The sequence below is a fragment of the Candidatus Phytoplasma asiaticum genome (assembly GCF_015100165.3).
GTDB classification, from domain to species: domain Bacteria; phylum Bacillota_I; class Bacilli_A; order Acholeplasmatales; family Acholeplasmataceae; genus Phytoplasma; species Phytoplasma citri.
The window spans coordinates 524,096-538,354 of sequence record NZ_CP097206.1; the positions used below are offsets into that span (position 1 = coordinate 524,096).

Here is a 14,259-nt window from a genome sequence, read left to right on the forward strand (position 1 = left end):
AAATTTCTAATTATTATATTTTTAGATTTAATATAAGTTAATTTATCCTGTGAATAAAGAAATTAAATTAACAACAAATATTAAAATAAAAAAAGAAAAAAAATATTTAGTAATAATAAAATTTCTCATATTTTGATAACGGAACAAATCTATAAAAAAAGAAATTAATATAATAATTCCATCCACAAAAAATAAAATATAATGTAAATTCAAATTAAATTTTTGATTTAATAGCAAAAATATAATGTCAGTTCCGCCAGTAGAAGAGCCACTAGAAAAAATTAAACCACAACCAATTCCTATACAAAAACTTATAATTAAAGAAATAACTAAAAGTTTTAATAACTTATTTTTCTTAATAAAAACTGGTAATAAATTAATAAAAAAACTCTTATCAACAGAATTTTTAGATAAAAATTTAATAGACCAAGTAAAAATTAAATTAAAAAAAACAGTAGTTATGAGAAAAAAGCAAGTATTAGGTAACCAAAAACCAAAAAATAACATAATAATTAAGCGAGAAATGATAATGCCTAAAGGATTACTAAACCAATAATTTTGTCTTTTATTAAAGCGATTATAAAAAAAAACTTTGTCTAAAAAAAGCAAATTACTTTCTAATCCACCTACTATAAAATCTTCAGCTAAAATAAAAAAATAAATACTAAAAATTAATAATAATAAACCTAATATAATTTTCAAAATCAAAAATAAATAGAGAAAAAAAATATCATTTAACATCGATTTATAAAAAAAAGATAAAAATAACATAATCAAAATAAAAATTAATGAAATAATAATTTGTATAAATTTACTATTTTTCTTCATTTAAAAATATTTCAGACCTACCTTTCTTGTCTATAAATTAATATTTTTTTCAATAAAATTTTTAATATTTTAAAATTAAAGATAATTAAAACATAAATAAATGGAGTTTTTTAGATAGAGTCATAAAAAAACAATAAATAAATATAAAAGTGACTAATATTTCAACATATTAGTCACTAAAAAGCATGAATAACCCAAAAGAAATACAAATAATTGCATACATGTCTCTATTTTTTATATATAAAATTATATAAAATAATAACCAAAAAATATATTATTACAATCCGATGATAATAAAATAAATTAATCAATTAATAAAGCAAAAACGAAAACACATGTTCTTACAAAAAATAAAATAACATAAATCTAAAAAATTAATTGCATCATAATCGAAACAAAATTAATTTAAAAATAATATAAAAACATGGATAGATTAATTGCGTTTTATACAACGATTTATATTTGCTATTTTATTTACAATCAGCCCCCGTCCAAACAGTTTGATCAAGTTTCCAAACACACCACTTGCCATAATTTACTCTCTTTCGAGAACTAATTTTTCCTTGCGACTCATGAGCTATTTATTTATTCTTATTGTTCTTATTTTTCTGATATCATGTATTTGTTGGTTGGTTATCTTCCGATGACAAACTTTACACAAAAATCTTGTTCTTTCATAATCTTTTGGCGATTCACATTGTGAATTGTCCCAATATGATGAATTTACAGTGAAGTTTTTATGTCGCAATTCTCACAACGTTCCGCTTTTAAGCGGTCAATTAGAGTTGTTTCAGACATTTTCGTATTAATCGATCTTTGATAGTCGGTAGACCTAGGGGGTCTGGTTCTTTTATTATCATGAGGAATGAGAATTCTTTTAACTGGTTTCGGATTATAACCATTGTTGACGTATTCCTAGATGGTATCTTTCTAGTCTTCCTAGATTAACCCCATCAATGGTTTCATTGTCAACATTTGGTGTTCCTGCCCCTTCGTTAGCGGCAATTTTATTAAATGCGGTTAACGTATTATAAAAGTTATTCATTCCTTATTGTAGTTCTCTTGTTAAAGAGTAGCCATTTGATGAACAATATTGAATTTTATCCCGTGTTCGCCAAAGTTTAGTTTCTATTGAAACCGTTGTTGACATAGTATATCAATCCCTTTCTTGATGCCACTGAATAAATAGTAAATTACTTTCTTCTTTCGCCCTATAAGAGTCGTTAACTCTTTTCTCGGTAAGCCGATTAACTAAATTATTCCAAATTTAGGTTTACCTTTACGACTACTAAAAAGATTCTTTATCCTTGACCATCCAGACTTTCATTTCCAGATTAGTAAACTTAATTACTTAGTTTTAGGATTCTCCAAGTTACACTAAATTTCGACCTTAATTCCTTAGGGGAAGTATCCTCTTTAGGAGGCTGATTCCAGGTTTTTATGATAAACTACTCAATACCGAAGTTATGTATTAGTAGGATCTGGACTGTCCGTTTCAGCAACTTCCGAGACAGGTTCTCTTATTACATCAATTTTCCTTCTTAGGCCATCTCAGGCTTGCCCGTAGAATTATTTGGTGGCGGCGTCTTCTTGACTAATTTGCTTTCGTCGCAACCCGCTTTTATGGTCTGCTCTAATCTGACATTCTTTCGTTTGCTAGACCGACCATCTCCTTTCAGAGTTTATCAACCCTGGCTATTGGTTAGATAGCACGAAATTTAGGCCTCTTTGGCGCCCGATATAAAATCATAAGATTTATATTAAAAATGGAAAAATTCTATATTAATTGAAATACTACTTTTTTATCGTAACTTAAAAATAAGAAAAATGCAAATTTAAGATATTAAAAAAATATTATAATAATTTTTCAGAACTTAAAATTCTTTTCATGAAATTTTTTAATTAATATATTTTAAATAACGTTTAAAATATTTTTTATATTTATAATTATCAAATATTCACACTAATTCTTAAAATTAATAATCTGCCAATCATTAATAAAAATAAACTTTCTTAGTTGGATATTGTTTTGTTTTTTTTAAAGAAATAAAAAGATATCTTAATCTTATATTTTTTTTATTTGAATAATAAAAAAACTTTATTTTTTATTTTTTTAAAAAAATAAAAAAATTTAGAGATATATTATAAATGAATTTAATTCGTTTTTTATTTAGTAAATCAAATAATGAATTTATTTAAATAAATTAGAACAATTGAAAATAGAATTAATAAAGCCAATATTCCTACCAAATTAAACCATTTACAAATTGGAAAAAACGAATTCATTAAGTTGACCATTGCCATTCATTCTAAAAATACTTACCAAAAAATTGATTCACGTAAATTGATTAACGACTTCAAAATAAAAATCTTTTTGTCGATCTTTAAATCTTAATAGCCATTAAAGAATAATAAGAATTCATTTTTTCCACTAGATAAATTTCGCATTAACCCTTTTAATCCTTTTATTAACAATCAGATATTTTTCAAATTTAAATATCTAAACCAACCAAAAGATTATATTAAATAATTAATTGATAAAATTTCCATTCATAAATTCCAAACTTTATGTTCAAGATTTAAAATATATTAATTTTTTTATTATCCAAGATAAACAAAGTTATTAGGAAAAAAACTAATTAAATGTATAAAGAACAGAATATATCCTTCTTTTATCCATTATCAATGTTTTTATGAGCATCACAAAATCACCAATTTATACCAAAAAACTTTTAACGAGAAGATTACTAAAAAAAAGTTTATACTATTATGAAAAAAAATGATATTAGTTATCGGTTAAAAATTAAAAAAAATTTTACTTAATGTAATTTAAAAAATAATCTCCTAATCATTCCTAATTGAATAAATCAAGATTTTATGACTACCAAAACTTTTCGAAAACTCTTTACTGTAATTATTTTAAAAATAATCAAGAATTTCTCTATTTTTCTTTTATTATTGATTCTTGTAACAATCAAATTATTTCCTTTCATCTTTCCGATAAACAAAATCAAGATTTATTTTTAAAGACAATCAAAAAAATCTCTAAATTAAAAAAACCTTGCATCATAAACTCGGATCAAGAAGCAGTTTATCAAACACAAAAAATTTAACAAGTTTTAATAAAAAAGGCTTTTTAATGAGTATGCCTCAAAAAGCTAATCACCGTGATAATGTCGATAATGTCTTGATTGAAAACTTTTTTAGCCAAATAAAAACGATTTTACAACATCAAAATCCTTTTTTTATTAAAAAAATCTCCTGATAAAATGAAAAAAATAATCAATTAATTTCAGGTTGTTAATACTAATTAACATTTTTAATCATTTTATTTTGTTCGAATAATATGTTTTTTATCTTTTCCCCATATTTAAATTATTTAAACCTAATTAAAACAATTTTATGTTTACGAGAAAAGATAAAATTTTAAGGAAAAAAATCTATTCGCTTCTGATTAACATGATAACTAATTATAACAAAATAAAAATTTCATAATTATTAACCTAAAAAATAATAATATTTATATCTCAAATATCTCAAATAATTATATACATATTAATAAATACATTATTTTTAACTCAAAATAATCAATTTAAATTTAATTATAATTATTATATCGAATAAATCAATGTTAATAATTAAATAAAAATATGCATGTTAACATAATAAAAAAGGAAATATTTTTTATGCTACTTAACAAAATACAAAAACAACTTACTGATAAAATTATTAAAGTTTTTGAGAATAAACAAACTACTTTACTTGTAGCCCCAACAGGTTCAGGAAAAACAGTTATGTTTTCTTTCATTTTAAAACATTTTTTACAAATAAAATCTATTAATAAAGCTTGTGTATTAGTTCATAGAGAAGAGTTAATGCAACAAAATAAAAATACCTTTGAAATCATTAATCCAAATATAACCACATGTTTTTTTAACTCAAAAATAAAAAAATGGAATGCTCAAGTAATTTTTGCTATGGTGCAAACTTTAGCCAAAAATCTTCCAGAAAAACCTGATATAGATATGTTAATTATTGATGAAGCTCATCATTCTGCAGCCAATACCTACAAAATAATTATCGATAATTTTCTCAAGTTTAATCCTCAATGTAAAATTCTTGGTGTTACAGCTACCCCTATAAGAGGTGACAAAAAAAAATTAAAAGAAATTTTTCCAGAAATTACAGCCCAAATTACAGTAAAAGAATTAATTAAAGCTGGTTATTTAGTAAAACCAGAAGTTTTTATTAGAGATGTTGGTATTAAAGAAAAAATATTTCAATTATATAAAAAAAATCAAGAATATAATTTAAACAAGGTAGCAGATATTATAAATACAACTGCTATTAATTCGGAAGTAATTGATCACTGGAAAAAATATGCTCAAAATCGTCAAACTATAATTTTTTGCGCAAACATCAAACATGCTCATGATGTAACAGAAGCATTTAAAAAGGCTGGCATTAAAGCTCAATTAATTACAGGAAACGATAACAGCGAAACAAGAAATATTGTATTAAAAAAATTCGATAAAACAAAAATTCAAGTTATCGTTAATGTTAATGTATTAACAGAAGGATGGGATTGCCAAATCGTTTCGTGCGTGGTCTTATTGCGCCCAAGTTCGTTTAAATCTACAATAGAACAAATGATTGGCCGAGGTTTAAGACTTTTAAAAAATCACAATAAATATCCTCATATCACAAAAAAAGATTGTATTATACTAGATTTTGGAACATCTATTCAAAATAATCCTAATTTATTTGAATATTTATCTCCATATGAAAATCCAAATAAAAAACATTTAAATAAAACAAATTCTACCAATACAGAATTTAATTCCAGAGAATCTAAAGAAATACAATTCGTCAAAGATATTAAAATGAAAAAATATGATGTATTACAAAATTCAAATTTTGAATGGTATGATCTAGCTAATAATAAAAAACATTATATAGCAGGTTTCCATACTTGGGCTTATATAACTCATTATAAAAATATCTACATAGCTATTGGTGGAAAAAAAGAACCCAAAACAGCTAAATGTTTATTTAAAGGAAACGAAGATAATTGTTTCGCTATTGCTAACGATTGGTTAAATTTACATGAAACTGACAAATCAGTGTATAAAACTCAATATTGGAATACACATCATTACACATCCAAACAAAAAAATTATTTGTTACGTTTATTAAAATTAAGACAAAAAAATAAAAAAATTAATTTTTCCATTTTATTTGATGAACAAAAAATAAAAAATATGAATAAATATCAAATGTCTAAAATAATAACTTTTTTAATTAAATATAATGAAATCAAAAAAATAATACTAAACATCAAAAAACTTATTAATTAATAATTAAGATAGTTAAAAATAAAAACGATTGTATAAAAAAATTAAAGATTTAATACATTTCTTTTAAAATTTTCAACAACAACATGATTATCATCTTTAATAATAATTAAATTAGTTTGCACATAAGGAGAAATATCTACAATCCTTTGCGGAGGAATGGCCATAATAAATTGAATCTTTAAAGAATTAAAAAAACGCATCATGCCTTCTATTCTAGCTTCATCCATATTATTAAAAGCTTCATCAAACAAAACCAAACAACCTTGATTATCATTAGCACTATTTAACTGTTCAAAACAAATAGACATGATAATGTAAAAAGGTACTTGAGTTTCACCTCCAGATTTTTCACGAAAAATTTTAGAAAACAAAGAATAATTATTGTTCATGTCTTTTATTTGAATATCATAAGTCATATAATTACGATAATCTAAAAAAGATTCCGCTATTTCTTCATAACCTTCTTCCGAAGAAATAATTTTATCAAATAATTCATCTAACAAAATATTTTCGCACATTAAACCTCTTTCAAATAACTTATTTTTAGAATCATTATTATCATAACTAGAAATTATATCATAATATTTTTTGTAATCCGGATCATTAGAAGGTTTAATAAGTATTTGATAACTATCATTACCAAAAGGTCTATCACTTAATAATTGATTTAACTTCTGAATTTGTTGTTTAGTATTATCTATGCTTTCCTTTAATTTATTAATAAATTCTTCTTTAAAAATTATTTCAGTTTTATTAGTTAATTCTTTAGCTTCTTGTTCATAATCTGATAAATTTTGAGAATTTGTAAAATTATACTCTTGATAAAAATATTCTAAACTTTCTAATCGGGCTTCAATATTAGAAATATTATATTTTTGTAAATAAATTTGCATTTGATTTATTAAATCTATTTGTTGATTTAATTTTTGCTGTTCTATATTTTTTAAATAATCATGAATTTTATTTAAAATTAAATCATAATTATCATTATATTTTTGATGATAATTACATAAATGTACATTTATTTTCTCTTCTATAGATGTAGAAATATTTTTGTCTATTAAAAAATTTAATTTTTGATTTAATTCAGACAAATTAATTTGAATCTTTTGAATTTCTGATTCGTAATTATTCAAATTATTTTTTAAATCTGCTATTTTAAAAAAAATTCTTTCTAATTGTTCATTATGATTCTTTTTTTGATCCAGAAGGGCAACTAAATTATCTTGGACATCTCGCAAATTTAAATCAGAACTTAATTGAGTTATTCGTTGCGAAACATTTTGTATTTTTTCCTTAATAGAGAATAATTCCGAATATAAATTAAAATTATCAGAAATTAAAATATTAGATAATTTACTTTTATTCAATAAATTGATCATTTCTTGATGTTTATTTAATGAACTTTGATGCTGTAATAACAAAGAATTAGATTGTTGAATTTCTGATAGAATAAAATTTTTGCGCATCTTAATAGAATTCTTACCAATATAAGGAAATTGATAAAATTTTGGATTAATTTTTCTCAAAGTATATTGGCTATAAACCAAACAATCAGGAGTGATAGCTGTTTTATGTTTTTTTAAATTTACAGAATCTAATTCACATATAATATTTGACAAAAGCAAACGAATATATTTTAAAGCATTTTCATTATTAGAAGATATCTTATTTGATAAACTGTTAAAGTTATCTTGAATTAAAGGTATTTTTGCTACATTAACTAATCCTATATCATAAAAATTATGATCTGCAGATTGCGGTAAATTGCTATATATTTTTAATGCCTGATCAAAATAATTTTCTTCTATCAATAAATTAAATTTTCTATTTCCTAAAAAACCTTCTATAGCGTTTCTCCATAAATTATCATTAATATCTATTAATTCACATAAAGGATAAATACTGACTGAAAAACTATAAAAATCACTTAATTTTTTATTTAAAATTTCGATTAAATTTTGTATATGACGAGGATAAACAGATATAACAGAAGAAAGAATACGACAATCTTTCTCTTTATCTGAAATTTTTTTCTGTAAATCTAAAATAATTTTATTAGAGTCATTTTTTTGTATATTAATATTAATTATTTCTTTTGATATCGAATGCCATAATTTTTCCAAAATAAATTTTAATTTGGGTAAATTGATTTTAATTTCAGACAATTCTAAATTTAAAAAATCACTTATGCAATTGATACTATCTAAATAAATTTCAGAAAAAGATAAATTTTGTAGCTGTTTTAAATTAATTAATTCTTGATTAATTTGATGTCGAAATAAATTAATTTTTTCCTGCAAAGTATGTTCAATATTTTGATAAAAAACTAAATCTTTTTGAAGATTATTTAACAACAAATTCCTATCATTAGATTTCAAAACAGATAATTCATTGTTTAAATTTTCTATAGTTAAATTAATTTGTTCTTTCTTAAATAATATTTTTTGCAAATTTAGTTCATCAGCTTCTTTTTTGGAACGAAAACAATCCAAATCAAAATGATTTTTTTTAAGGTTTACCTTGTATACAAGACATTGATAAATTTGAATCTGCTCTTTTAAATGAATAAATTTTTTATCAGCATCTATAATATTAGATAAATGAAATAATTTATTTTTTTCAAATTCTATTTGAAATTCTAATTTTTTCAATTGTTTAAAGCTATTTTTTAAACTCGAAATATTTATAGGATTAGGTTCTAACAGAAACTCAAAAACAAAATTTTGCAAATTAAGTGGTTTAAAAGCTAAAGCTTTAGGTAACATTTGGATATATTTGCTCACATTAATATTCAAATAATTGCCTATAGCGTTTTGATATTGTTTTTTAGTATCAAAAAAATTAAAATCAGAAACATATTTTCTTAAAAAAAGAAAAAGTTGTTTATGAGTTTTGGGTTGATCATCTTCTACACACATATTATTAATAAACTTCATATTTTCTACAAAATAAAATTTTTCTTTTAATTGGCCACTACGAGAAAGTTCTAAAGCGCAACCGAAAATACTATATTTTTTGTTAATATTATCATAAAATTCTAATAAAATATGTGTAATAACATCTTGATCTCTTAAAAATTCTTTATTCTCTGCTCCAATTTTGCAACGCATATAACTCTCTAAAGAACGTTTAGCATTAACATTTGCTGCTATATTAAATTTAACATGATTACGTTCTCCTATTAAAACATATTGTAAAGCATCCAATAAAGTAGATTTGCCAGAACCATTTTCTCCGGAAACCAAAGCATTATTTTCGATATCAATAACTTGAAAACCAAAAAAATGCCAATTTACTAATTGTATTTTTGTCAATTTTTTCATTTTAATTTTTCACATCCGTAGTAAATAATTCTTGATAATATTGCAGCATACCCAAATTAATTAAATACAAAATAGTTGGATAAATACGAATTACCAAATCATTAGGCAAATAATGATTATAATCAGAGAAATCAATAATATTATATTGTTTAAATAAAATTAAAGAATTCTTTATTTTTTCTTTAGTTAATTTGTTAATTTCGGCATAACCGATACTTTTTAATTCAAGATAAATATCTTGTAAAAAAATTTCAATTTTATTATTTAAGGGCGTTAATTCTTTCTTTTTTTGAAATAAAATTCTAAACAAAAATAATAATAAACTTTCTTCTTTTTTAATTCTTAATTTATTCAATTGTTGAACATTTTTAAGAAAAATAACTTCATCATGTTTATGAATTTCCAATTCAAAATCAATTAATTTCAAAAAATAAATAAACATTTCTTGATGTAATAAAATAAATCTATAATCATTTAAATCAGAATTTTTTTGAGAAGTTAAATAATTAACTTGAAATAATTTATTAATAATGCGGGAAAAAATATCTTTTTCCTTTTCTTTCAAAATTTTAAATTTCTGAGAAAATATTTGCAACTCTTGTGTTTTTTGATCCATAATTTCGCTTCCTAAAAATATTCTGAATTAAAAAATCCTAAATTTAATCCAAATATAACATATTTTAAAAATCACCATAAATTTAAAAAAATTTTTAAAAAAATTTTTGATCTATATTTAAATAAGTATATTTTTTTTAAAAAAATCATATAATTGATCTGAATCAATATGAGGAGCTATAAATTTAGCTACTTCTTTAGTACGCGGATATAAACTATTACCCATAGCTATACCAATATCAGCATAAGATAACATTTCAACATCATTACTACCATCTCCTGTACAAATTAATTGATAATCAGGATATTTAGATTTAATTTTTGCAATACCATAAGATTTATTAACATAATCAACAGTTAAATCTACATGACTATTCCAAAAGCATATATTTAAAAAACTTAAATCATTCTTAAAATTTTTAATTTTCTTAACATCCGAACCTAAAGCAACCATAAAATGGATCTTAGACATTAATTTTAAATCATAATCTAAAACATAATTTAATTCTTTTTGATAATAACGAATCAAAGATTTATCTGATAAATTAGGATTATATAAAATTACTTCTTTGTCGATATTAACACCTGCTAATAAAATATTAAAATTTTTAATTTTGTTCACAAAACATTCGATATTTTCAGATGGAATAGGATTTTCATCAATAATACCGTCTTTTTTAGATATAGTAACAGCGCCATTCATAATAACAAAATAATGAAAGCAAGATATCAAATCTCCCAAAACATTTAAATTACGATAATTTCTTCCTGTAGCAATACCCAAAATAATACCTGGTTTACTTGCTAAATCTAAAATTAATTTTTTGGTTTGCGGTAAAATTATTTGTTTTTTATTATGATAAAGAGTTTGATCTATATCAAAAAAATATATTCTTTTCATCTGACATTATCTTCCTAATTCTTGTTTTTTTTAATTATTGAAAGTAAAAAATTTATTAAAAATTATAAATAAAATTTGAATAACAATAATTTGATTCAACATTCAAATAATAAAAAAATTATAACAAATCTTATATAAACCAAAGAAAGAGAAATTTTCATTATAATAATATATAATTATTTTTTTAAAACTTAAAGATATAAATTAAATATTAAATTATATAAAAATTATTATTATTTATAATTTCAAGAACATAGTAAGATTATTTTAACAAAATTGTAAAAAAAATAACTTAAATTTGTCTCTATTATATATTTAAAAACAAAAAAATTTAAATTTTTTTTAATTTATTTATGCTAAAATAGACTTATGTTGGATATTTTTAGGGAATAAAAATTCCTAAATTAAAATCTAAACATTGTAATATTTTACAACTCCATAAATTTCACTTAAAATACAAAAAATTTAATCTTGATATTATATTGCTTCCTTAAGTCGCTAAACATTATAATAAAATATCAAGTAAAATAATTAATAAAATTGAATTTTAATAGATATTTATTAAAATAACAATTCAATTTGGAAATATAAAATATAATTTTACAAAAAAAGAAAGGGGTATTCTAATAAATGTCAAATAATCAAAAAAAAGAAAGTAATACTAAAATATTCGGTTTTAAACCCATTTTTTTTTCAACATTACTTTTGATATTAGGATTAAATATTTTTTGCATAGCTCATTATCCAGATAAAATTAATAAATTCTATCATCCTTTATTAACTCCTTTATTTTTAATAACTATGTTAGGCATCACTTTAAGCTATATAGGTTCTAAAGTTCCCGGTTTAAATAAATTAGGTTTAGGTTTTTTACTTTGTATTTTTATACCATCTTATTTAGTTTTTAAAGGATGGATACCAAAACAACTAGCTGAACATATCGATAAAGGATTTTTTAATAAACCTAATAATGAATATGGAATAGGTATTAATTTTTCACAATTTTTTATAACTATTGTTATAGCAGGCAGTCTTTTAAGTGTAGATAGACAACTATTAAAAAGATCTTTAATAAAATTTGTTCCTTTGACAATTTTTAGTGTTTTTATATGTTGTGTAACTATTGGCGGATTAGGATATTTATTAAATTATCAATGCCCAGAAATATTTCAAAAACTTAGTAAAGGTCCTATATTAGATTCAATATTTTTTGTATTTGTGCCTTTAACTAATGGAGGTACTAATTTAGGAATTAACGGTTTTGCTAATGGAATTTATAAAGAAGCTTTTCAAGCTGAAGCTTCAACTATTAGAACTGCTATTCTAGGCCCTTTAGTTCTAGCTCGTACACTAAGTATTTTTATAGCAGGTTTGCTTTATATTATATTTGATAAAAGCAAATATAGTGGTCAAGGTCAATTAGAAAAATCTTCTTCTAATTCGAATCCAAAAGATCAAATAAAAACCGCCAAAATACAAGAAATAAAAGATTTTAAAACAATATGTATGGGATGGTTAATTATTTTTGCACTTTATTCTGTAGGAAGCATGATAAATCAATTATTATTTGGTAAAATGGACCCAATGGTTTATATGATAATTTTATTATTAATAATTAAAATATTTGACCTAATGTCTCAAGAAAACCAAAATGCTGTTACTCAATCTGGCAAATTCATGACAGAAAATTTCACAAGTGCTGTATTGGTAGGTTTAGGATTAACTACAAATTTCCAACAATTAAAAGAAACAGTTTTAAATCCAAGTATTTTAATAATTGTATACGCTTCTTTATTGATTGCTACTTTAATTACATTTTTCATGGCGCCAAAATTAGGATTTTATCCTTTAGAAACAGCTTTAACATCAGGAATTTCATCTTACAGTATTGGTGGAGCAGGTAATGTAGGAGTAATGACCATATCTCATAGAATGAATTTATTACCTTTTGCAATGATAGCCACTAGATTAACAGGGCCTTTGGTATATGTCATCGCAAATATAGCTTTTCGTAGTATCTACATGATATAAAATTTCTTTTTATTATACGAAATCAATTATTAATGAAAATTTAGTTTTAAATTGAATAAAGATCAACTATTAATATATTGTTGATCTTTATTTTTTTCTTTCTGAATTCAAATAAATTTTTTTAATATTTTCATATCAATGAAAATATTATCTTTTCTGTTTAAATTTAAACAATAACACAATACATTGCATATATTAGAACAAAAAAAGCAATAACATGTTTTACAATAATAACAAAACATAAACGAAACCATCGACAAAATTGCTTTTTAAAATCAAATATATCATTCCACACGTTACAATAAACAAAACAAAAAGTAAACAATATTAAACGTAATAAAGTAATGGAAATAAATATTTTTTTTTTTCTGCCAAAACATGTTTTTATAACTTGTAGTATTAAATATTTTTTTAACATAAAAAAATTATAACCTATTCTGAAAATTATTTAAATTTTTTTCAATTTAATTAAATATTTTTTATAATTTTTAATTAAAATAATTTTGAATAAAAATTAAAATAATAAAAGCTTTTTTCAAATGAATATAAAAGAGAGAATCAAAAAATATGTTTCAATTATCTTTAGAAAATATTATCATTTGTATAATATGCTATCTTATAGGATCTATTCCTTTCGGTTTATTAATAGGCATTTATAATGATAAAAAAATTAATTTATTAGGATCTAAAAATATTGGAGCATCCAATGTTACAAGAATTTTAGGTTTTAAATATGGTTTATTAACTTTTTTATTAGATTTTCTCAAAGGATTTTTACCTGTTTTTATTTTTAAAAATTATAATTTAAGTTTATTTCCCAAAGACAAAACAATAATATTAGGGGTTTGTGCTATTTTAGGACACATGTTTTCTGTTTTTAATCGTTTCCAAGGAGGAAAAGCTATAGCAACTTCTGTTGGAGTAATTTCAGGAATTCATTTTTGGATCGGGATTCTAGGTATTATAATTTTTGCAATCTTAATAAAATTAACTGGTTACGCTTCTTTAGCTTCTTTAATTGCTACGATTATTACTAATATTAATTTATATATAACAAAAAAAAATTTATATAACTCTATAATGATAGCAATTATAACTATTTTAATTTTCATAAAACATAAAAAAAATATTATTAATCTATATCAAGGTAAAGAGAATAAATTTAATATTAAAAATAAAAAATAAATTTTAAATCATTAAT

The 14,259-nt window shown here is 22.1% G+C and carries 8 protein-coding genes; 3 read left to right on the forward strand and 5 right to left on the reverse strand.

Annotated features, from left to right (window positions below; all coding sequences use genetic code 11):
* Positions 1-42: 42 nt before the first annotated feature.
* Positions 43-828, reverse strand: coding sequence for a YitT family protein (locus H7686_RS02260; RefSeq protein WP_193621724.1), 786 nt, complete (start codon positions 826-828; stop codon positions 43-45).
* An 892-nt stretch (positions 829-1,720) separates the two neighbouring features.
* Positions 1,721-1,873, reverse strand: coding sequence for a hypothetical protein (locus tag H7686_RS02265; protein ID WP_193621723.1), 153 nt, complete (start codon positions 1,871-1,873; stop codon positions 1,721-1,723).
* Positions 1,874-4,514: 2,641 nt separating this feature from the next.
* Between H7686_RS02265 and H7686_RS02270 the strand changes: the two genes are divergently transcribed.
* On the forward strand, positions 4,515-6,185 hold the full coding sequence (locus tag H7686_RS02270; RefSeq protein ID WP_193621721.1) for a DEAD/DEAH box helicase: 1,671 nt from the start codon (positions 4,515-4,517) through the stop codon (positions 6,183-6,185).
* A 41-nt stretch (positions 6,186-6,226) separates the two neighbouring features.
* Here the strand turns inward: H7686_RS02270 and H7686_RS02275 are convergent, their stop codons facing one another.
* The 3 genes from H7686_RS02275 to H7686_RS02285 all read right to left on the reverse strand — a co-directional run bounded on the left by H7686_RS02275 (position 6,227) and on the right by H7686_RS02285 (position 11,027).
* The gene (locus H7686_RS02275; RefSeq protein WP_193621719.1) at positions 6,227-9,511 is read right to left on the reverse strand and encodes an ATP-binding protein; all 3,285 of its coding nucleotides are present in this window, start codon (positions 9,509-9,511) and stop codon (positions 6,227-6,229) included.
* Between the two features lies 1 nt (position 9,512).
* The gene (locus H7686_RS02280) at positions 9,513-10,127 is read right to left on the reverse strand and encodes a DUF4194 domain-containing protein (protein ID WP_193621717.1); all 615 of its coding nucleotides are present in this window, start codon (positions 10,125-10,127) and stop codon (positions 9,513-9,515) included.
* 117 nt (positions 10,128-10,244) lie between these two features.
* A complete protein-coding gene (locus H7686_RS02285) occupies positions 10,245-11,027 on the reverse strand; it encodes an HAD-IIB family hydrolase (RefSeq protein ID WP_193621716.1) in 783 nt (260 codons plus the stop codon).
* A 630-nt stretch (positions 11,028-11,657) separates the two neighbouring features.
* On the opposite strand from H7686_RS02285, the gene H7686_RS02290 reads away from it, so the two are divergent.
* Both H7686_RS02290 and plsY read left to right on the forward strand, forming a co-directional pair.
* Complete coding sequence (locus tag H7686_RS02290) at positions 11,658-13,058, forward strand: 2-hydroxycarboxylate transporter family protein (protein WP_193621714.1); 1,401 nt, start codon at positions 11,658-11,660, stop codon at positions 13,056-13,058.
* 567 nt (positions 13,059-13,625) lie between these two features.
* Positions 13,626-14,243 (forward strand): glycerol-3-phosphate 1-O-acyltransferase PlsY, encoded by a 618-nt coding sequence (gene plsY, locus H7686_RS02295; RefSeq protein WP_193621711.1) that lies wholly within the window; start codon positions 13,626-13,628, stop codon positions 14,241-14,243.
* Positions 14,244-14,259 lie beyond the last annotated feature (16 nt).

What these genes read in the sequence shown, in the direction of transcription:
- H7686_RS02260 (WP_193621724.1), bottom strand. Translation starts at nt 828, where the DNA reads ATGAAGAAAAATAGTAAATTTATACAAATTATTATTTCATTAATTTTT.
- H7686_RS02265 (WP_193621723.1), bottom strand. Translation starts at nt 1,873, where the DNA reads ATGAATAACTTTTATAATACGTTAACCGCATTTAATAAAATTGCCGCT.
- H7686_RS02270 (WP_193621721.1), top strand. Translation starts at nt 4,515, where the DNA reads ATGCTACTTAACAAAATACAAAAACAACTTACTGATAAAATTATTAAA.
- H7686_RS02275 (WP_193621719.1), bottom strand. Translation starts at nt 9,511, where the DNA reads ATGAAAAAATTGACAAAAATACAATTAGTAAATTGGCATTTTTTTGGT.
- H7686_RS02280 (WP_193621717.1), bottom strand. Translation starts at nt 10,127, where the DNA reads ATGGATCAAAAAACACAAGAGTTGCAAATATTTTCTCAGAAATTTAAA.
- H7686_RS02285 (WP_193621716.1), bottom strand. Translation starts at nt 11,027, where the DNA reads ATGAAAAGAATATATTTTTTTGATATAGATCAAACTCTTTATCATAAT.
- H7686_RS02290 (WP_193621714.1), top strand. Translation starts at nt 11,658, where the DNA reads ATGTCAAATAATCAAAAAAAAGAAAGTAATACTAAAATATTCGGTTTT.
- plsY (WP_193621711.1), top strand. Translation starts at nt 13,626, where the DNA reads ATGTTTCAATTATCTTTAGAAAATATTATCATTTGTATAATATGCTAT.